A 20,154-nucleotide genomic window follows, 5' to 3' on the forward strand; every position below is an offset into this window, starting at 1 on the left:
TATTTATGGCAAGATGATGGGATGCGCATAGCATGAGGATCACATGTCCCAATTGCGGCGAACGTGACCGCCGGGAATTCTACTATCAGGGTGATGCTGTGGCGTTGTCGCGTCCTGCACCTGATACGGGGTTGGAAGCCTGGGATGATTATTTGCACAACCGCGATAATCCCGCGGGCGATACGCGCGATCTGTGGTTTCATGAGGCGGGGTGCGGGGCTTGGTTGGTGGTAACCCGGAACACGGCGACCCATGCGGTGCTTGACACATCTTTGGCCGAACGGTCGCCCAGATGAGACTGCAAGCCCCTGAGCACACCGTCGATTTCACCTTCGACGGGCGGCGGATCAAAGGCGTGCCGGGTGAGCCTGTGGCGGCGGCGCTCTTGGCCAATGGCATCAGGCTGGTGGCGCGGTCGTTCAAGTATCACCGCCCGCGCGGGGTGATGTCGGCGGGGTCAGAGGAACAGAACGCTCTGGTCACCGTAGGGCGCGGCGCGCAGGCCGAACCGAACGTGCGGGCGACCACGCTGGAGGTGGCCGCGGGGGTGGAGGTCTGGTCCCAGAACGCCTGGCCGTCGCTGCGCTATGATGTGATGGCGGTGAACGACTTTGTCGCGCCGTTTCTGGCTGCGGGCTTTTACTACAAGACTTTCATGTGGCCCCGCAGTTTCTGGGAAAAACTCTACGAGCCCATGATCCGGCGGGCTGCCGGACTGGGCGCGCTGAGTGGCGCGCATAATGCGGACACCTACGAGAAGGCCTTTGCCTTTTGTGATGTGCTTGTCATTGGTGCGGGACCAGCGGGTCTGATGGCGGCTTTGACCGCCGCGCGCACGGGCGCCGATGTGATCCTTGCGGATGAAGATACCGCAATGGGCGGTCGGTTGCTGCGCGAGCAGGAGCAGGTAGATGGCAAGCCCGCAAAGAATTGGGTGGCCGAGATGCTGGCGGAACTTGATGCGATGCCGAATGTCCGTCTGATGACGCGCACAACGGTCACGGGGGCCTATGACCAGGGTACCTATAGCGCGCTTGAGCGTGTCGCGGGACCGCCCAAAGCGGGCAAACCGGTGGCGTGTTTTTGGCGCATCGTGGCCAAACGGACGATCCTCTGCGCCGGTGCTTTGGAGCGTCCGATTGCCTTTCCCAACAACGACCGTCCCGGGATCATGATGGCGAGCGCCGTGCGTTCCTATGTCAATCGCTGGGGCGTGGTTCCGGGCAAGGCCGTCGCGGTCTTTGGCAATAATGATCATGTCTACCGTACGGCCCGTGATCTGGCGGTCGCCGGTGTGAAGGTGGTTGCTGTGATTGATAGCCGTGACGACGAGGCGGTCGTGACGGGTAATCGTGACGATGTGACGCTTGGGGGTGACTATCCCGTTTACACCGGCGCGCAGGTGACCGGTACGCGAGGCCGGCATGCACTGCAAAGCATCACGATCAGCCACAAAGGTGGTACGCGGACGATCAAGGCGGACTGTCTGGCGATCTCGGGGGGCTGGAACCCGACGGTGCATCTGACCTGTCATATGAACGGGCGGCCCACATGGAATGAAGAGATCGCGTCTTTTGTGCCGACACCTGACAGTGTTCCGGGGCTGGTGACAGCGGGGGCCTGCAACGGGACGTTCAGCACGGCTGGATGTTTGAGCGAAGCGGCAGAGGTGGCGGCGCAGGTTGCAAAGGGCCTTGGGTTGAAACCCAAGGTGACGGTCCCTGTTGCTGATGCTGCGGCCTATGCTGTCACGCCGCTTTGGGCTGTGCCCGGCAAGGGGCGCAAATGGATTGATTTCCAGAACGATGTCCATGTGAAGGATATCAAGCTGGCCGCGCAAGAGAACTTCCGCTCGGTCGAGCATATGAAGCGCTATACGACGCAAGGGATGGCACCGGATCAGGGCAAGTCGTCGAATGTGGTTGCCCTTGCGGTCCTGGCGGATGCCACCGGCAGGGGCATCCCCGAGACAGGCACGACCACGTTCCGCCCGCCTTATGTGCCTGTGCCGATTGCCGCGATGGGGGCGGGCAGTCAGGGCAAGGGATTTGCGCCGCAGCGGTTCACGACGTCGCATCAGGCCAGTGTGGCGCGGGGGGCGCCGATGATCGAGGCAGGGCTCTGGTATCGTCCCAGTTATTTCCCCCAGAGAGGTGAAACCGACTGGCGGGCATCCTGTGACCGCGAAGTGGGCTATGTGCGTAATGCGGTCGGGGTTTGTGATGTGTCGACCCTTGGCAAGATCGATATTCAGGGGCCGGATGCCGCCGCACTTCTGGATTTTGTCTATACCAACACGTTTTCGACCCTGAAGGTCGGGCGTGTGCGCTACGGGTTGATGCTGCGCGAGGACGGTCATGTCATGGATGACGGCACCACAGCGCGCCTCGGCGAGACGCATTTTGTGATGACGACAACCACCGCTGCGGCCGGTCAGGTGATGCGGCATCTGGCGTTTGTCTTGCAGGTTTTACGCCCTGATCTGGATGCCACGGTGATCTCAGTCACCGAGCAGTGGGCGCAGTTTGCGGTGGCAGGGCCGCAGGCGCGCGCGCTTCTCAATACAGTTCTGGATCAAGAGATTGATGATGACAGTTGGCCTTTCATGGCCTGTGGCGCGGTCCGCGTCGGCGGTGTCGCGGGGCGTTTGTTCCGGATCTCGTTTTCGGGCGAACATGCCTATGAGATTGCGGTCCCGGCGCGTTATGGTGAGAGCCTCTTTCGCATCCTCGTGGCGCAGGCAGAAGTGCTGGGTGGCGGGCCCTACGGGATGGAAGCCCTCAATGTGCTGCGCATCGAGAAGGGGTTTATCACGCATGCCGAAATGCACGGGCGCACGACCGCATATGATCTCGGGATGGAGCGGATGATCAGCGCCCAAAAGGACTGTATCGGGAAGGCCGCGGCGGCCCGTCCGGGCCTTCTTGGCGCCGAACGGCAGCAATTGGTGGGCTTGCGTGCCAAAGGCGGCGATCACGCGTTAACCGCAGGAGCGCATCTTTTTGAACGCGCGGCGGCGGAAACGCGGGAGAACAGTCAGGGTTATGTGACCTCGGTGTGTTATTCGCCGACGCTTGGCACCTATCTGGCGCTGGGATTTTTGGAGAATGGCCGGGCCCGCCACGGCGAGGTGATCAAGTTGCGTGATCATTTGCGGGGAATCAGCGAAGAGGTCACGGTCTGCGATCCTGTTTTCTTCGATCCAACCGGAGGGCGTGCCCGTGGCTGATCTGATTGCATTGACGCCCTGTGCGGGGCTGTTGCCGCTGGCACATGGCGGGGTTGAGATGGTGGAGGTGTTGCCCGCCCGGTTGATGGCTGTTGCACCCTTTGCGGGACAGGAGGCGGCTGTCTCGGCACAATTGGAAGCGCAAATCGGGGCAGGGCTTGCTCCGCCCAACCGGCGTAGTGGGGCTGTGACGTGGTTCGGGCATGGCACTTGGATAGTGGCCGGAGATGTGGTGTTGGACGGGGCTGCAGTGACGGATCAGAGTGATGCCTTTGCCGTGGTACAATTGTCAGGGGCGCGGGCCGAGGATGTCCTGGCGCGGCTGGTGCCGGTTGATTTGCGCGCGTCGGTGTTCGAGACACATCACGCGGCCAAGACGATGTTGGGGCACATGGCGGTGACGGTCATCCGCACAGGTCCTGACAGTTTCGAGATCATGGCGATGCGGTCGATGGCGCGGACACTGGCGCATGATCTTGAGGTAGCGATGCGGGCGGTGGCGTTGCGCTAGGCGCGCTGTCGGAATGCCTCCAGCGGAAGTTTGATTGGACATGGAAAGTCCCGAGGGGTTGGGTCATACTGCGCGCATGAGTCTGCCCCCTGGTTTCCTTGATGAATTGCGCAATCGGCTGTCGCTGGGGCAGGTCGTGGGCCGTAAGGTCATGTGGGACACGCGCAAGTCCAATCAGGGCAAGGGCGATCTTTGGGCGCCGTGTCCGTTCCACCAAGAAAAATCCGCCAGTTTCCACGTCGACGACCGCAAGGGGTTTTATTACTGCTTTGGCTGCCACGCCAAAGGCGATGCGATTTCCTTTGTGCGCGAAACCGAAAATGTGGATTTCATGGAGGCTGTGAAAATCCTTGCCGCTGAGGCCGGGATGACGATGCCGGAGCGGGATCCGCGCGCGCAGGAAAAGGCGGATGCGCGCACGGTGCTTGTCGATGTGATGGAGCAGGCGGTGCAGTATCACCGCTTGCAGTTGCAGACAGGGGTTGCTGCGGATGCGCGGGATTATCTGGCGCGGCGCGGGCTAAGCCCCGAGGCGCAGGCGCGTTGGGAGATCGGCTTTGCACCTGCCAATGGAGGCGTGCTCGAACAGCTTTCGGGCAAGGGGATTGACCCGAAACTGATCGTTGATGCGGGGCTTGCGGCGCAGAGTGACCATGGCAGTGGCCTTTATAACCGGTTCCGCGACCGGATCATGTTTCCGATCCGTGATGCGCGGGGGCGGGCCATTGGTTTTGGCGGTCGTGCGATGGACCCGAACCATCCGGCGAAATATTACAATTCGCCCGAAACCGCGCTTTTTGACAAGGGCCGCAGCCTCTACAACCATGGCCCCGCACGCGAGGCGGCGGGAAAGGGCAAGCCTTTGGTCGTGGCTGAGGGCTATATGGATGTCATTGCCCTTTCGGAGGCGGGGTTTACAGCGACGGTCGCGCCGCTTGGCACCGCCATTACCGAAGATCAGTTGCGCCTGATGTGGCGTATGGCGCCTGAGCCGATTATCGCGCTGGATGGCGACACCGCCGGTCTGCGTGCCGCAATGCGGGTGATTGATATCGCATTGCCGCTGCTTGAGGCGGGGCAATCGTTGCGTTTTGCGTTGATGCCGGAGGGGCTGGACCCGGATGATCTAATCAAGGCGCAGGGTGCAGGGGCGATGCAAAAGCTGCTCGATCAGGCGATCCCGATGGTGCAGCTGTTGTGGCAGCGTGAAACAGAGGGCCGCAATTTTGACAGTCCCGAGCGCAAGGCCGCTCTGGATAAGGCGCTGCGCGAAAAAATCATGCTCATCAAGGATCCTTCGATCCGCAGCCACTACGGGCAGGCGATCAAGGACATGCGCTGGGCGCTGTTTTCCAACCGCAAGGCGCCCGTCGCGCGCAAGAGCGGGGGCGGGAGATGGAACCCGCGTCTTGACCCTTGGAAGCGCGATGTCAGCCCTGTGGCCACGTCACGCGCCTCGGCACTCGCGGCAGGGGCCACTGATCAGGACCATTTGCGTGAAGCTGTGATCCTTGCCACGCTGATTGTGGCCCCCGCTGTTGCACCCGAGTTCGAAACGGCACTGGAGCAGATGGACAGCCGTGATCCGATGCACCGTGATCTACAGGGCTGTCTTCTGCGTCATCTTGGCGCAGAGGATTTGCGCCATTGCATCGTCCAGGAGATGGGCGAGATGCCCCTTGAAAAACTGTTCGCGCAGAACCACGTAGCGATTAGCCCCGCTGTGCGGCGGGGTGGTGATGCCGAAATCGCGCGTTTGTGCCTTGCCGAAGAGTTCGCCAAACTTGCGGCCCGCCGCGGACACGCCAGAGAAATCGAAGATGCCGTCGAAGACCTTGGTGGCATGGCGGATGAGGGGCTGACATGGCGGCTTGCACAGGCCACCAAAGCGGTGGATCAGGCAGGGCGCGGCGACAACGAGGACAAAGCCGAATACGCGATTGGCGCGAATGGCGCGCGGATGAAGAAAGAAGAGAAAAGCGCATTTGCGCAACTGATTGAGCAAATTTCCTTTGCAAAGGGGCGGGATCGGCCTAAGTCGTAGTTTGCGCAACAGGTACAAAGAACAATAAGTCAACTGCTTGCGAATCACCTCGATGCGAGGTTGATTCGAAATTAACCGAATCAGCCGAATCACTTTGGCACGAAATAACGCATCCGAAAGGGCATTCCGCATGGCCGCGAAAGACAACGATGATCGCAAGGACGCTGACCAGGACGGTGATATCAGCCTTGATATGAGCCAAGCCGCGGTCAAGAAAATGATCTCTGATGCGCGCGAGCGGGGTTATATCACTTACGACCAACTCAATGCTGTTCTACCGCCCGAGCAGGTGTCGTCGGACCAGATCGAAGATGTGATGTCGATGCTGTCCGAAATGGGCATCCAAGTCACCGAAGAAGAAGAAAGCGAAGAGACCGAAGAGAACCAGGGCAACACGGCCCTGGCGACTGTCGCGGGTTCGCGTGAGGTCACGCTGGGCGGGGCCGAGGCCGAGAAGCTGGACCGCACGGATGATCCGGTGCGGATGTATTTGCGCGAAATGGGCTCGGTCGAGCTTTTGTCGCGCGAAGGTGAAATCGCGATTGCCAAGCGGATCGAGGCCGGTCGCAACACCATGATCCTCGGGTTGTGCGAAAGCCCGCTGACCTTTCAGGCGATTACAATCTGGCGCGACGAACTTTTGTCCGAAGACATTTTGCTGCGCGATGTGATTGATCTGGAAACCACGTTTGGCAACCAGTTGGGCGAAGAGGGTGAGGAACCCGTCGTGGCGGCCCCTGCCGGCCAGTCCGAAGAAAAGAAAGAAGCGACCCAAGAGCTTGACGCCGATGGCAACCCGATTGCCAAAGATGACGAAGACGATGATGACGATCAGGCCAACATGTCGCTTGCGGCCATGGAGGCGGCACTCAAGCCCCGCGTGCTTGAAACGCTGGAACTGATCGCGCGCGATTTTGCGGCCTTGTCCGACATGCAGGACGCGCGGATGTCGGCCACGTTGAACGAGGATTCATCATTCTCGGACAAGCAGGAAAAGAAATACCAGAAACTGCGCTCGGAAATCGTTGAGCTGGTGAATTCGCTTCACCTGCACAACAACCGGATCGAAGCGCTGATCGACCAGCTATACGGCATCAACCGCCGGATCATGTCGATCGACAGTTCGATGGTGAAACTGGCCGATCAGGCCCGTATCAACCGCCGCGAATTTGTCGACGCCTATCGCGGCCGCGAGCTTGATCCGAACTGGCTTGATGACATGGCGGAAAAATCCGGTCGTGGCTGGCAGATGCTGATCGAGAAATCAACTGGCAAGATCGAAGAGCTGCGCGGAGACATGGCGCAGGTCGGTCAGTATGTGGGCGTAGATATCACCGAATTCCGCCGCATTGTGCAGCAGGTCCAGAAGGGCGAGAAAGAGGCGCGTCAGGCCAAGAAAGAGATGGTCGAGGCGAACCTGCGTCTCGTTATCTCGATTGCCAAGAAATACACCAACCGTGGTCTGCAGTTCCTTGATCTGATCCAGGAAGGTAACATCGGTCTGATGAAAGCGGTCGACAAGTTCGAATACCGTCGCGGTTACAAATTCTCGACCTATGCCACATGGTGGATCCGTCAGGCGATCACGCGGTCTATCGCGGATCAGGCCCGCACGATCCGTATTCCTGTCCATATGATCGAGACGATCAACAAGCTGGTCCGGACCGGTCGCCAGATGCTGCACGAAATCGGCCGCGAGCCGACACCAGAGGAATTGGCTGAAAAGCTGCAAATGCCTTTGGAAAAGGTCCGCAAGGTGATGAAGATCGCCAAAGAGCCGATTTCGCTGGAAACGCCGATTGGTGACGAGGAAGACAGCCAGCTTGGCGATTTCATTGAGGATAAGAATGCGATCCTGCCTTTGGATTCAGCGATCCAGGAGAACCTGAAGGAAACCACGACACGGGTTCTGGCGTCACTCACTCCACGCGAAGAACGCGTGCTACGGATGCGTTTCGGGATCGGTATGAACACCGACCATACGCTGGAAGAAGTGGGTCAGCAGTTCAGCGTGACACGCGAACGGATCCGTCAGATCGAGGCGAAGGCGCTGCGCAAGCTCAAGCACCCAAGCCGGAGCCGGAAGCTGCGGTCTTTCCTCGACCAGTAAGCTTTTACAGCTTTCGAAAATAAGCCCCATCGTGCGCAACACGGTGGGGTTCTTCTTTGCCTGTCGCCGTGGCGGCCTGCGCTCTTTTCACCCCACGGACAGGTGTTTATGCTGCCCAAAACAGGTGAGGTTCCATGTCACTTTTTTCCAAGCTCTTTGGTGGCGGCAAGACAACGCAGGCGACCCCTGCGGAAACCTACAAAGACTGCACCATCACGCCGACCCCCGAGAAAGCGAGCAATGGCTGGCGGATCGGCGCGCGCATCGAGAAGGACGGGCAGGTGCATGACCTGATCCGCGCCGATGTATTGCAGTCCAAAGAGCAGGCCGAGGATGCCTCTGTGGCCAAGGCCAAGCAGGTGATCGACGAACAGGGGGATCGGTTGTTTCGCTAAGCGCCGCCCCGTTCGGGTGGTCAGAACCCGTCAGGGTATAAATGCGCAAGCTCGGCCTTGAGCGGATCAAGAAATTCCTCATACCGCTGCCACCGTTTCACCGCCGTTTTGTAGATCGGCTGACGCACCTGCGAGACCGACAGGGTCCGCACATGTGATTTGTTTTCCTGAAACGAAAGACAGGCGGGATCCCACTCTACTCCGATGAAATCAATGATTTTGCGCGCCATGCCCTCGGTGTCGGCGACCATGTCCTCGTAGTGCACTTCCATCATCGGATTGGGGATGACTTTTTGCCAGTGCGCAACCAGCCTGCGGAACTCTGCATAGTACTGGCCCATGGATGTCAGATCCTGGGTGTAGCTGTGGAACCCGCTGAGCGGCTGCAGATAGCATGACACGCAGTTATCCATCGGGTCACGCAGTGCAAGGATGATCCTGCCTTTGGGAAACAGTTTCGCAAAAAGCCCCAATAGCTCGAAATTATGCAGGTTCTTGTCGACGACCCGCAGTTTGCCGGGGGCAATTGTGCTGGAATTCTTGAGGTAGATTTCAGCAAGCTCTTTGGCCTTTTGGGGTGACAGGTTCTGCACAAGCTTGGCCAAACCTGCACCGTCACCGCTCTTGAACCCGATGGATGTCGCCAGATTGCGCAACTGTGCGCTTTCACCGATGCCCCCGATCTGCGGATGGCTGGACAGGATCTGTTCGAGCAGCGTGCTGCCTGTGCGTGGCATGCCCACAATCAAGACGGGGTTTTCGCTGTCATGTCCGGTGCCGCCAAAAAAGTCGGCCCGGGATGTTTTGGCGAGCAATGCACTCACAAATTGTTTGTTCTTGCCGCGCTCATGGCGTTTGGGCTCAAGTGCCTTGGCTTGCGTATAGTATTTGAAAGACTGCGTATAATTGCCGATGTCGTTTTCGGCTTTGCCAAGTGTCCGCAACACCCACCGCAGGCTTTGCTCATCCGTTGCTGTGAACTCCGGCAACAACGTGTTCTTGATGTACTGATAGATGGGATCATCCACGGACGCTTTTACCGCGCTGTTCCAAAGCATCAGATTATGTTGGTTATTCGGCGTTTCGGCAAAGATGGCGCGGCAGATGGCCTCGGCCTCTTTTTGTTGGCCCGTTGCGTTGAGTGACGATGCCAGCAGAAGCTTGGACGGGCGGTGATCGGGGCGCAGTGCCAGGGCGCGCTTGATCAGCTTGATCGCCTCGTCGTGGCGCGCATTCTGCTGATAGACGGTTGCGGCCACATAGAGACAGTCGGGGGATTTCGGCGCAAGTGCCAGCGCCTTGTCTGCGTGCACCAGTGCAATCTCGTAGCTGCGCAATTTGCAGTATGTTTCTGCGGCAAGTTCGTGCGCGAGGCCAGAGGCCGGTGCGAGTTTCAGCAGGCGCGGCAGCAGCGGAAGCGCCAGTCTGGGTTGCTTGCCCTTGCGCGCCAGGAGCCGGACAAGGCGCAGCAGTGATTTCGGGTCTTTGGGATAGTCTGTGGTGGCTTTGCTCAGAATTGCCTGCGCCACCCCGAGTTTCCCCGCCTCTTCAGCGGCCTGTGCATCGGCAAGCATTTTTGGAAGGGCGATTTGGGCCATGAAGAGATCTTTCTGAGCGGCTGCGTTGCTGGATCTGCGTATAGCCGCAAGTCGCGGGCGCGAAAACCACCAGTTTTCGGCTGTAACGTCATCACGATGATCTGATGTGCATTTATGAGCACACACCATCGCATCTGTGCAGATTGATAGGCCCCGCAGGCAGGCCCACATGCCAGCCAAAGAAGGAAGACATTATGATCCGTTTGAAGATGACTTTGGCGACCGCCACGCTTTCGATCGCTTTCGTGCCTGCACTCCACGCCTATGAGTTTGAACCTGGCAACCTGGTGTCTGACAGGACAGCTGAATTGGTTGTACCGGCAAGCCAGAAAGCGACAACCGATGACGCCTGTAGCCTGCCGATTGCGTCGGTTCTGAAAACCATGCTGGCACTTCCAGACGATATCTACGCGGAAACCTACGCGCGCTCCGAGACGTCGCTGGCCTGCGCGAAAGAGTAAGGGCACGGGCTTGCGCTTTGCGTGGCACCATCCGATGCTGGTGCCATGCAGACGCAACTGACCATCGCAACAAACGGCCCCGGCCTATATGAGTTTACCCGCCAAGTGGCCAGCTGGGCCAAGGGGACCGGCCTGCTGACACTGTTTGTCCAGCATACGTCGGCCAGTCTTGTTATTCAGGAAAACGCAGACCCTGAAGTGCAGGTGGATTTGCAGAACTTCTTTGCGCGCCTGGTGCCACCCACGACCGACTCCAGCATGGCCTATCTGACACATACCTATGAAGGTCCCGACGATATGCCTGCGCACATCAAAGCAGCAATGCTGCCGACCCATTTGAGCATTCCTGTGACCGACGGCCGGCTGGCCCTGGGCACGTGGCAGGGGATCTATCTTTTTGAGCACCGCGACAGGCCGCACCAGAGGCGCGTGATTGCGCATCTGGGCTGAGCGCACCGGTCAACCGCGCCGCAAAAGCAACACCTCAGCCCTGCATCTTGCGCCTTCATTTCCCCCCTACCCAAAACCTACCTGCGCTCATATAGTGCCTGTGGATAAGTGGGGCCGCGCTACCAGTCGTAGCCCCCCGCAAATGAATGAGGACTGAACATGCGTTGCCCGTTTTGTGGAAATGTTGACACACAGGTCAAAGACAGCCGCCCCGCCGAAGACCACGTGGCGATCCGCCGCCGGCGGTTTTGTCCGGCCTGTGGTGGACGTTTTACCACCTATGAACGTGTGCAATTGCGTGACCTTGTGGTGATCAAGACCAATGGCCGCCGCGAAGATTTCGACAGGCCCAAGCTGGAACGCTCGATCCGGATCGCGTTGCAAAAACGCCCTGTCGAGCCCGAGCGGATTGACCAGATGATCAGTGGCATCGTGCGCCGTCTCGAAAGCCTTGGCGAGACGGATATTCCGTCCGGCACAATCGGCGAGATCGTGATGGAAAGCCTCGCGCGGATCGACACCGTGGCCTACGTGCGCTTTGCGAGTGTTTACAAGAACTTCCAGGCGGCAGACGATTTCGACAAATTCGTCAGCGAATTGCGCCCTGATCACAAAGACGATCTGGATACGTGACCCAGCACCAGGATGACCGGTTTATGGCGCTCGCCCTGATGTTGGGGCGGCGCGGGATGGGGCGTGTCTGGCCCAATCCTGCTGTGGGCTGCGTGATTGTCAAAGATGGTAAAATTGTCGGGCGCGGGTGGACGGCTGATGGTGGCAGGCCGCATGCGGAAACGCGCGCACTGGCACAGGCCGGGGCTGCGGCGGCAGGTGCGACCGCCTATGTCACGCTGGAACCCTGCGCGCATCACGGACAGACGCCGCCTTGCTCTCAAGCTTTGATTGGAGCGGGTGTGGCGCGTGTGGTTGTCGCGACGGGTGATCCTGACAGCCGCGTTGCAGGGCGTGGTATCCGGATGTTGCGCGATGCAGGGATTATCGTGGATTGTGGTGTGGGGGAAGCGGAGGCCCTGCGCGATCATGCGGGGTTCTTGCTGCGCACCACCCAAAACCGCCCCTTTGTGACGCTGAAAATGGCCGGCACGCTGGACGGGCGCATTGCGACCGCCACAGGGGAAAGCCAATGGATCACCGGACCTCAGGCGCGCCGCGATGTGCATATGTACCGCGCGCGCCATGATGCGGTGATGGTGGGGGCGGGAACGGTGCGTGCCGATGATCCGTCCTTGACGGTGCGGGGGCTGGGGATTTCGCGCCAACCGGTGCGTGTGGTTGTGTCGCGTGCGATGAAAATTCCCGCCACAGCCCGGCTTGCGCAGACTGCACATGAGGTACCAGTCTGGCTTTGTCACGGGGCCGAAGCGGATGTCACCGAGTGGACGACAAAAGGCGCGCAAAGCCTGCCCTGTGCCACGGCATCTGGCCAGGTGGACCCACGCGCGGTGATGCAAGCACTGGCCGCAAAGGGTGTGACCCGCGTGTTCTGCGAAGGCGGTGGCATGTTGGCCGCGTCGCTGCTGAACGCGGGTCTGGTGGATCAGTTGATTGTCTATTCTGCAGGTGCCGCAATCGGGGCCGAAGGCACGCCGATGCTGGCGGCGATGGGCGTTGATCGTCTGGCCTCTGCGCCGCGTTTTGCATTGGACAGCGTGAGGCCTGTGGGACAGGATATCTGCCACATCTGGTCGCGCCTGCCTGCCGTCTAGCGCCACAAAAACGCGTAGCTGGCAAATATACCCTGAAGTTTTGCCAGGCTGCGATTGAAGACGCTGTGTTTTGGCAAGTCATTGTTTTCAATGCGATCTACGATCACTTCGACGGGGCAGGGCAAACCTGTGACCGGATCGCGATAGCGCGGATAGGTGATCAGTGTGCCATGCACCAAAGCCGTGAGATCAAGCCGCGCCTGACGGCGCGGCTCGGGCATGGCGCGGTCATCGGTCAGGCCCCAGCCCGCATAGAAGGGCGTGCCGAGACAGGTGACTTTCTTGCCGCGCAAAAGCGCCTCAAAACCCAAGAGAGAGGTCATGGTCCAAACCTCATCCACCGCGTCGATCGCGTCGATGGGATCGGTGCCCGCCAGCACGACATCGGCCAGTTCCGCCGCATGGGCAACCGCACCAGGGCGCAGGTCTGCTTCGACATCAGGGTGAGGTTTATACAGGATCACGGCGGCGGGATTTGCTTTGCGCACGATCTCAAGCAGGGCCAGATTGGTGTTCACCTCACTGCTGCCATGGATGACGGATGCGTCATCTTCCACCTGACCGGGCACAAGGATGCGGCGGCCTTTGGGCAGATCGGGCAGCGGCTTGGCGGTGAGGTTGTATTTCGACAACCGCGCCTCTGTTATCCGTTCGATCAATGCTGCTGCCCGTGCGCGTTCGTGTTCGCTCAGATCGTCCGCTGCGTTGAGCAGTGTTTCCAACCGGCTAGGCCGCGTGGCGTCGTAATAGATGCCCTGATCATCCAGAACCAGACTAAGCGGTGCAATCAGATCGGCACCCAGTCCGCGGGAGCGCAGAAAGCCGTCCTCGACCAGCACCGCATCCTTTGCGCCGGTGCTGGCCCAACGCATCAAGCGGTGGTTTTTGGCGCGGGCGCTATGGCTGGCCTTGGGGCCGCGCAGGAATTTCACAGGTTTGGGCCGCCCGAAGAAATCCTGCAGGGTCCTGCGTTTCCAAAGCCGCATATCGGCGGCGACCCACCCCTTATAATCATCGCGCCATGCCTGTGCCTCGGAAGCCAGTGTCGCGGCGGCCTCTTCAAAGCTGCACAAGCGGTCATGGAATGGATCATACCACGTGGGATAGAGGATCATGGCGGCGGCAAAAAGCTGCGCGCGGGTCAGGTTGCGTTGGCGGCGCTGCAGCGGTTTGCGATCATCTGTCAGCCCCCAACCCATATAGAACGGCTGGCCGAAGACGACAGGTTTGTGCCCTGCAAGGATGGCTTCAAAGCCAAGTTGCGAACTGACCGTGTAGACGGCAATCGCCCCTTCCAACAGCGCCCAAGGCGACAGGCCGTCATCAGCAAGCGCAATGCGCGCGTTTGTGTCTTTCTTGGTGAAATACCCTTTGCGGTGCCCTGCCGCGGTTTCCGGATGTGACTTGATCAGGATCTGGGCGTTGGGAAATTCGGTTTGCGCGTAGAACAGCATCTCGCGGAAGGTATTGCTGTCCGCGCCCGATGCTGCAACCGACGCATCTTTGCGGCTCTGGTCGATCACCAGAACATAGCCCGGCTCAGGGACGGGCAGAGCCGGATCAAAGGCGTTGTATTTTGACAGGTGCCCTGATTTCAGCATCTCGATCCCGGCGCGCGCACGGTTCAGCAGGGCGGTGTCGTCCAAAGGCTCTTCGGCAAGGATCAGTTCCAGATCAGATTCAGTTGCAGGATCGAAATGCACGCCACGCCGGTCAATATTCAGGCCAATGGGCGGTGCTCCGTCGCGTCCCAGCCCCACAGAGCGCAGAAAACTGTCCTCAACGCGCAGGATTGGTGCATTGCGCCTTGCGGCCACTGCCTCACCGCGCGGGGATGTGGGGCTGTGCCCCCAGACCCCAACAAGATCCCCGTCACCCGGTGCGCCGATCTTGATATCATAGCCTGCCAGTTCGACAATCCGCCGGACCCGTCCTTTGGTCAGGAAGCCGCCATTGTAGACGTAGAGGTTCTGGCGTTTTTCCTGTGTCATCGGCGGCAAACTATTGCAGCGGTCTGGGCTGTACAACGCGCAAAGGCGGGCTTGCCTGCGATTGTCTCGGCAGCAGGGCATCGTAAGGATCGGCGTCCTGCAGCATCATATCGACAAGGTGTCGCAAGAGCTGCTGGCGGCCCGAGGCGGAATAGAAGCCGCCGGGGACCTGGCTGGTTTCAAGCAGGAACTGGCGATAGGTGCGGTAGGCTTTGGCGTCGGGACGTTCAGGGGCTGCAAAGAACGCATGCAATGGAAGGTCCGAGACGAATTCGGGCTTGCTGTAAACGGCTGTGCCAAAGGCCTTGAGGGGGATGCCACGCCAGAGTGCTTGCTGACCTGCGGTGGAATTCACGGTTACAGCAGAGCGCGCGTCACCAAGGATCTGTGCAAGTTTACCACCGCGCAGGTAATGCGTCCGCGCATTGACCCCGTGCGCCTTTGCCAATGTGCGGATCATGCGCCGCAAGGGGGACTGCCCGTTTTCCAATGGATGCGCCTTGAAGACCAGATGGTGATGCGCAGGCGCGCCTTTGGCAAAGCCCGCAATCACCTCGGCGATGAAGTCCTGCATGGTCGCGAATGAGGAATGGGCCTGAAAGCTTGCGTCATGTTCCAGTTGCAACAAGACGATATGGTAGGGATAGCCGCCGGCCTTGATGCGCAGGGTGGCCCAACGCCGGTGCAGGCGCAGGAAGGGCATGAGCAGAAGGCGCTTTGTATAAAGCAATGCCTCGCGGTGGACGGGCAGGGCGCGGTGCGGCTTGAACCCGGGGTAGCGGTGGTTCCGGAACATCACGAACCAATGATAGAGCGCGCCGTAAAAGATATGTTGCCGCATATCGCCCCAATGTGCAGGCGGGGTGGGCAGGTCGACGTCCGATTGTGCGAGCCTGTCGCGCATTTCATTAACGGAAATATCCATCAGACGGGAATGGCCGTTGCTGCCGCCGCGTTCATAGGTCACCCAATAGGGGCGCAGATAGCCCTCCTCGAAGACATGCACGCGCAGGCCCAGGGCTTTGGCCTGTCGCACCGCCTCTGCGTGGGTGGGGCGGGTGTCACCGTAAAGCACGATATCGGTAATGGCGTGGTCTTGCAGGATCGCGGCCAGTGTTGCGGGCCATGTGCCAAGGTCGTGCTGAAACGGGATGTAACCCGGTGCACGGCCCCAAAAGGCCGCATCCCCTGCGTTAAATCCGACTCGCCAGACATTGGCGCCGGTATGGCGCAGCATCCGGCCCAACTGGCGGAAGAACGGGCCATGTGGGCCCTGCAGAAAAAGAAAAGACTTTTGATTTGGCATAATGACGTTGAATGAAAGATATCCTGTGTTTCTTACTGACCTGATTAGGCATCGCTGGCAAGCGTCCGGCTTGCCGTGGCGACCTTGAAACGCTAGGTCAGGGCAGAGCAAAGAGGGGACGCGCAGCAATGTTCACAGGAATTGTTACAGATATCGGCACAGTGCTCGCGCTTGAACAGCGCGGCGATCTGCGGGCGCGGATCGGGACCGGCTATGATGTGGCCGGCATTGATATCGGGGCCTCGATTGCCTGCAATGGTGTGTGTTTGACCGTCGTGGCGCTGGGCCGCGCACCGCAAAACTGGTTTGACGTCGAAATTTCCGCCGAGACTGTGGGGGCGACCAATGTGGGTGGCTGGTCCGTTGGGTCGCGCCTGAACCTTGAGAGGGCCCTGAAGGTCGGCGATGAGCTTGGCGGGCATATCGTGTCGGGGCATGTGGACGGTGTGGCCGAGGTGATCGCGATGCGGGATGAAGGCGACAGTACACGCGTGACCTTCCGTGCGCCGCAGGATCTGGCGCGGTTTATTGCACCGAAAGGCTCGGTGGCGCTGGATGGCACGTCACTGACGGTGAACGAGGTGGATGGCGCGGATTTCGGCATCAACTTTATTCCGCACACCAAGGTTGCCACCACGTGGGGTGACACCAAGGTCGGTGACCGGATCAATCTCGAGATTGATACAATGGCCCGTTATGTGGCGCGGCTGCAGGAATACGCGTGATGGCAGGCATCGGGCATAATTCGGGTCGGGTTGATGAGCCCGGCAAAAGCTGGCGGACCCATGTGTGGACGCGGGCGCGCAAAGACCTGATGCCCACCCTCCCGATTGAAGTGGTGCGCCTGCGTGTGCGGCGCGCAGCCGAGTTGGGTTTGCCTTACAAAACCTATGCCGGTATCCGCGCCAGCACCGGCCATGATCTGATCGGCTTTCTATTTTCGAACAATGCCTTGCGGGTTTTGCGCGAAGGACAGCCGCTTCCGGTAGATCGCGCTGATAAGCTGGCAGGCTTGGTGCGCACGGTGTGCAAGGGCGTTGCGCATAAACCTGTCACGCCCACGCACCTCGGGGCCTTGGCAGGTCTTTCCGGTGCCCATGCCGCACCGGCATACAGTGACAGCTGGGCCGTGATGCGTGACCGGATGCGCGCAATGATCACGGCCGAGGGGCATCCTGCGGACCGTTTTGTGATCGTGGGTGACACCGCGTTCGAGCGTGAATGGGCCGAGGCGGCACGGACTGCGGGCTATTTGCAGGCAGAGCAGTTCTTTTGCGGGTAAGGTGGATCTTGATCCACCTTACGTGAACCTGCCCATAGACGCTTTCCAAAGTGCTGCCTCTGGGCTATCTGCCTCAGGCAAGACGCCTGCGGAGACAGATATGACCCAGCAATTTGAGACACCCGGCCCTGTTGAACGGGATTGGTCCGACGCAATCAGCAAGATCGAAGATATCATTGAAGATGCGCGCAACGGCAAGATGTTCATTCTTGTGGACCATGAGGACCGCGAAAACGAGGGCGATCTGGTGATCCCTGCGCAGATGGCCACGCCGGATGCGATCAACTTTATGGCCAAGCACGGGCGCGGGCTGATCTGCCTCACGCTTCCTGGTGCGCGGATTGATGCACTGGGCCTGCCCTTGATGGCGTCACAGAACTCGTCACGCCATGAAACCGCCTTTACCGTCAGCATCGAGGCCCGTGAGGGTGTCAGCACCGGTATTTCTGCCCATGACCGCGCGCGTACCGTGGCGACGGCGATTGATGCATCAAAGGGCGCTGCCGATATCGCAACACCCGGTCACGTTTTTCCGCTGCGTGCCCGTGACGGCGGCGTTCTGGTCCGCGCAGGCCATACCGAGGCCGCCGTGGATATCAGCCGTCTTGCAGGGCTGAACCCTTCGGGTGTGATCTGCGAGATCATGAAGGAAGACGGCGAGATGGCGCGCCTGCCTGATCTGATTGCCTTTGCGCAGCTGCATAACCTCAAGATCGGGACGATCAGTGATCTGATCGCCTATCGCCGTCGCCACGACAATCTGGTGCGTGTCCGCGAAAGCAGCACCATCCAGTCGGAATTCGGCGGTGAATGGGAACTGCGCATCTACACTGACGAAACCCAAGGGGCGGAACATATCGCCCTGATCAAAGGCAATATCTCGACACCCGAGCCTGTGCTTGTGCGGATGCATGCCATGGATCCATTGCTGGATATTGTAGGCGCAGGCCCCAAGGGGCGGCGCAACGAATTCGGCGATGCGATGTCACTGATTGCCGAAGAAGGGCGCGGTGTGCTGGTGCTGCTGCGTGATGTGCATATGAAGCTTGAGACAGGTGAAGAGGTCTCGCCGCAAACGCTGCGCCAGTACGGGCTTGGTGCGCAAATCCTCAGCTCGCTGGGTTTGCATGAGATCGAATTGCTGACCAACTCACCCAAACCCAAGGTCGTTGGACTGGATGCCTACGGGTTGGAAATTGTCGGTACACGTAAAATTTCGGAGATCGGATAATGGCCGGACCTTCCCACTACATCATGCCCCTGCCGGAATTCGACAAGCCCGTGAAAATCCTGATCGTGGCGTCGCCTTATTACAAGGATATCTCGGATAACCAGATCGCCGGTGCCAAGGCCGAGATCGAAAAGGCCGGTGCAACCTGGGATCTTGTCGAGGTGCCCGGTGCGCTGGAAATTCCCACCGCGATCGGCATCGCCGAGCGGATGAGCAATTTTGACGGCTACGTCGCCCTCGGCTGTGTGATCCGGGGCGAGACGACGCATTATGACACCGTCTGCAATGACAGCAGCCGCGCGATCCAGCTTTTGGGCTTGCAAGGTTTGTGCATCGGCAACGGTATCCTGACCGTCGAAAACCGCGCGCAGGCCGAAGTGCGTGCTGATCCTGCTGAAATGAACAAAGGCGGCGGGGCGGCCGCTGCGGCCTTGCACCTGATTGCGCTGGCCCGTAAGTGGGGCAAAGCCGACAAGGGCGTGGGGTTCACCCGCGACATCCTGATGGCCGGCGATACGGATAGCAAGACCAGCACATGACCCTCTCGAACAACCAGCTCCGCAAAATGAAATCCGCCGCACGGTTCTATGCTGTGCAGGCCCTGTTCCAGATGGAGGCCAGTGGCCAGACCGTCGATCAGGTCACGCGCGAGTTCGAGGATCATCGCCTTGGCGCTGTCTATGAGGACGGCGAGATGGCCGAGGGCCACGTGGATACATTCCGCGGGTTGATGGAAAAGGCCGTTGATGATCAGGCCGCGATCGACCAGATGACCGATCGTGCGCTGGTGGCGAAATGGCCGATTGCGCGCATTGATCCCACATGGCGCGCGCTCTTCCGCGCGGCTGGTGCAGAAATGATGCTGAAACAGACGCCGCCCAAAGTTGTGATCAGCGAATTTGTCGGCGTGGCCGAGGCGTTTTCCGCCGATGGCAAAGAGCCTAAGTTCGTCAACGCTGTCCTTGATCACATGGCCCGCGAAGCCCAGCCGGAGGCATTCGGGAAATCATCGTGATTTGCCATTGCCGAAGTTAGGTATATTCTAAAGCGCAGGAGGATCGCACATGCGCCCTGAGAATGAACCTGATCTTATGCGGCTTTATCTGCGCCATTGTGCCATCGGCTTTGCGCTGTCGGCGGTCTTTGTCGCACTGATCCTCTGGAACGATGTGGCCGGACTTGGCAGCCTGATTGCCGGCTCTGATGTAGGCTATCTGGCGGTGTTTTTGCTGTGGTTCTTTCACGGCACGGTGTTTGGCAGCGTCCAGTTTGCAATCGTGGTCATGTCACAGGCAGATGACGACGATGATGATGACCATCGCGGACCGCTTATTCCGATCCGCGTTGAAGCGCGCGCATCGCGCGGCAGGTAGCGTTTTTTGAAAGTGACGGGAACCACGGCAACCGTAGAGGTAACTAATCCCGAGGACCTGTATGTACAGGTGGGCGCCAGGTAATCAGACCAGGGTCAGAACAGAGCCAGCTCCCTCGGATTTGCTTAAGGCCACTGGATTCGTACCTATGGTATACGAGAGGCGCAGAACCCGTCGCCCAACAGGTAGGGGTGTGTGTGACGAAGGGCAAGCCCCTCGAACAGCTTATTCTTCGATGTCACCGCGGATGAGCCAGCCTTTTGCGCCAACCATTTCGGCAGGGGCGTAGCCGAGCAACAAACGCTCTGCGATACCGACAAAGACAAGAGCCATAGAGACTTCGAAAAAAGTAATGTTGGCAAACAGTGACATTCGTTACGCTCCTCTTGGTTGCTTTAAGTTTTACGTAGGAAAGCGGCCGAAAACGTGACGTGGACAAGGCTTTT

General features: G+C 59.5%; 20 protein-coding genes. 16 read left to right on the plus strand and 4 right to left on the minus strand.

Annotation, left to right across the window (positions count from 1 at the left end; all coding sequences use genetic code 11):
- Window positions 1-32 precede the first annotated feature (32 nt).
- The 6 genes from SJY29_RS03375 to SJY29_RS03400 all read left to right on the plus strand — a co-directional run bounded on the left by SJY29_RS03375 (window position 33) and on the right by SJY29_RS03400 (window position 8,289).
- On the plus strand, window positions 33-296 hold the full coding sequence (locus SJY29_RS03375) for a sarcosine oxidase subunit delta (RefSeq protein WP_400086819.1): 264 nt from the start codon (window positions 33-35) through the stop codon (window positions 294-296).
- Window positions 293-3,229, plus strand: coding sequence for a sarcosine oxidase subunit alpha family protein (locus SJY29_RS03380; RefSeq protein ID WP_400086822.1), 2,937 nt, complete (start codon window positions 293-295; stop codon window positions 3,227-3,229). The genes SJY29_RS03375 and SJY29_RS03380 overlap by 4 nt, the downstream gene beginning before the upstream one ends.
- Complete coding sequence (locus SJY29_RS03385; protein ID WP_400086824.1) at window positions 3,222-3,740, plus strand: sarcosine oxidase subunit gamma; 519 nt, start codon at window positions 3,222-3,224, stop codon at window positions 3,738-3,740. Before SJY29_RS03380 ends, SJY29_RS03385 begins: the two co-directional genes overlap by 8 nt.
- Window positions 3,741-3,816: 76 nt before the next feature.
- Window positions 3,817-5,784 (plus strand): DNA primase, encoded by a 1,968-nt coding sequence (gene dnaG / locus SJY29_RS03390; protein ID WP_400086827.1) that lies wholly within the window; start codon window positions 3,817-3,819, stop codon window positions 5,782-5,784.
- A gap of 130 nt (window positions 5,785-5,914) precedes the next feature.
- Window positions 5,915-7,894, plus strand: coding sequence for an RNA polymerase sigma factor RpoD (gene rpoD, locus SJY29_RS03395; RefSeq protein ID WP_110280056.1), 1,980 nt, complete (start codon window positions 5,915-5,917; stop codon window positions 7,892-7,894).
- Window positions 7,895-8,028: 134 nt separating this feature from the next.
- Window positions 8,029-8,289 carry an HlyU family transcriptional regulator gene (locus SJY29_RS03400; RefSeq protein ID WP_400086832.1) on the plus strand — a complete coding sequence of 87 codons (261 nt, stop codon included), beginning with the start codon at window positions 8,029-8,031 and terminating at the stop codon, window positions 8,287-8,289.
- 20 nt (window positions 8,290-8,309) lie between these two features.
- Here the strand turns inward: SJY29_RS03400 and SJY29_RS03405 are convergent, their stop codons facing one another.
- Window positions 8,310-9,887 (minus strand): sulfotransferase, encoded by a 1,578-nt coding sequence (locus tag SJY29_RS03405; protein ID WP_400086835.1) that lies wholly within the window; start codon window positions 9,885-9,887, stop codon window positions 8,310-8,312.
- 194 nt (window positions 9,888-10,081) lie between these two features.
- Here SJY29_RS03405 and SJY29_RS03410 point away from each other — a divergent pair, with 194 nt between their 5' ends.
- The 4 genes from SJY29_RS03410 (at window position 10,082) to ribD (ending at window position 12,525) form a co-directional block, all read left to right on the plus strand.
- Window positions 10,082-10,348, plus strand: a complete 267-nt coding sequence (locus SJY29_RS03410) for a hypothetical protein (RefSeq protein ID WP_400086838.1) — start codon at window positions 10,082-10,084, stop codon at window positions 10,346-10,348.
- Between the two features lie 45 nt (window positions 10,349-10,393).
- Entirely contained in the window at window positions 10,394-10,798 is a 405-nt protein-coding gene (locus SJY29_RS03415; RefSeq protein WP_400088825.1) for a secondary thiamine-phosphate synthase enzyme YjbQ, read from the plus strand.
- Between the two features lie 159 nt (window positions 10,799-10,957).
- On the plus strand, window positions 10,958-11,431 hold the full coding sequence (gene nrdR, locus SJY29_RS03420; protein WP_110280060.1) for a transcriptional regulator NrdR: 474 nt from the start codon (window positions 10,958-10,960) through the stop codon (window positions 11,429-11,431).
- Complete coding sequence (gene ribD, locus SJY29_RS03425; RefSeq protein WP_400086841.1) at window positions 11,428-12,525, plus strand: bifunctional diaminohydroxyphosphoribosylaminopyrimidine deaminase/5-amino-6-(5-phosphoribosylamino)uracil reductase RibD; 1,098 nt, start codon at window positions 11,428-11,430, stop codon at window positions 12,523-12,525. The genes nrdR and ribD overlap by 4 nt, the downstream gene beginning before the upstream one ends.
- Here the strand turns inward: ribD and SJY29_RS03430 are convergent.
- Together SJY29_RS03430 and SJY29_RS03435 are read right to left on the minus strand one after the other, a co-directional pair.
- Window positions 12,522-14,516, minus strand: coding sequence for a capsular polysaccharide biosynthesis protein (locus SJY29_RS03430; RefSeq protein ID WP_400086843.1), 1,995 nt, complete (start codon window positions 14,514-14,516; stop codon window positions 12,522-12,524). The genes ribD and SJY29_RS03430 overlap by 4 nt on opposite strands.
- Before the next feature lie 10 nt (window positions 14,517-14,526).
- Window positions 14,527-15,822, minus strand: a complete 1,296-nt coding sequence (locus SJY29_RS03435; RefSeq protein ID WP_400086846.1) for a capsule biosynthesis protein — start codon at window positions 15,820-15,822, stop codon at window positions 14,527-14,529.
- A gap of 128 nt (window positions 15,823-15,950) precedes the next feature.
- Between SJY29_RS03435 and SJY29_RS03440 the strand changes: the two genes are divergently transcribed.
- From SJY29_RS03440 to SJY29_RS03465, 6 genes are all read left to right on the plus strand, one after another.
- Complete coding sequence (locus SJY29_RS03440) at window positions 15,951-16,547, plus strand: riboflavin synthase (protein ID WP_400086848.1); 597 nt, start codon at window positions 15,951-15,953, stop codon at window positions 16,545-16,547.
- A complete protein-coding gene (locus tag SJY29_RS03445; RefSeq protein WP_400088827.1) occupies window positions 16,547-17,104 on the plus strand; it encodes a hypothetical protein in 558 nt (185 codons plus the stop codon). The genes SJY29_RS03440 and SJY29_RS03445 overlap by 1 nt, the downstream gene beginning before the upstream one ends.
- A 100-nt stretch (window positions 17,105-17,204) precedes the next feature.
- Window positions 17,205-18,335 carry a 3,4-dihydroxy-2-butanone-4-phosphate synthase gene (gene ribB / locus SJY29_RS03450; RefSeq protein ID WP_110280273.1) on the plus strand — a complete coding sequence of 377 codons (1,131 nt, stop codon included), beginning with the start codon at window positions 17,205-17,207 and terminating at the stop codon, window positions 18,333-18,335.
- Entirely contained in the window at window positions 18,335-18,874 is a 540-nt protein-coding gene (locus SJY29_RS03455; protein WP_400086851.1) for a 6,7-dimethyl-8-ribityllumazine synthase, read from the plus strand. The genes ribB and SJY29_RS03455 overlap by 1 nt, the downstream gene beginning before the upstream one ends.
- A complete protein-coding gene (nusB, locus tag SJY29_RS03460; RefSeq protein WP_110280065.1) occupies window positions 18,871-19,350 on the plus strand; it encodes a transcription antitermination factor NusB in 480 nt (159 codons plus the stop codon). Before SJY29_RS03455 ends, nusB begins: the two co-directional genes overlap by 4 nt.
- Before the next feature lie 49 nt (window positions 19,351-19,399).
- The gene (locus tag SJY29_RS03465; RefSeq protein WP_110280066.1) at window positions 19,400-19,708 is read left to right on the plus strand and encodes a hypothetical protein; all 309 of its coding nucleotides are present in this window, start codon (window positions 19,400-19,402) and stop codon (window positions 19,706-19,708) included.
- A gap of 225 nt (window positions 19,709-19,933) precedes the next feature.
- Here the strand turns inward: SJY29_RS03465 and SJY29_RS03470 are convergent, their stop codons facing one another.
- A complete protein-coding gene (locus SJY29_RS03470; RefSeq protein ID WP_165689306.1) occupies window positions 19,934-20,080 on the minus strand; it encodes a hypothetical protein in 147 nt (48 codons plus the stop codon).
- Window positions 20,081-20,154 lie beyond the last annotated feature (74 nt).

The sequence above is a fragment of the Yoonia sp. R78084 genome (assembly GCF_044595625.1).
In the GTDB taxonomy this organism is placed as follows: domain Bacteria; phylum Pseudomonadota; class Alphaproteobacteria; order Rhodobacterales; family Rhodobacteraceae; genus Yoonia.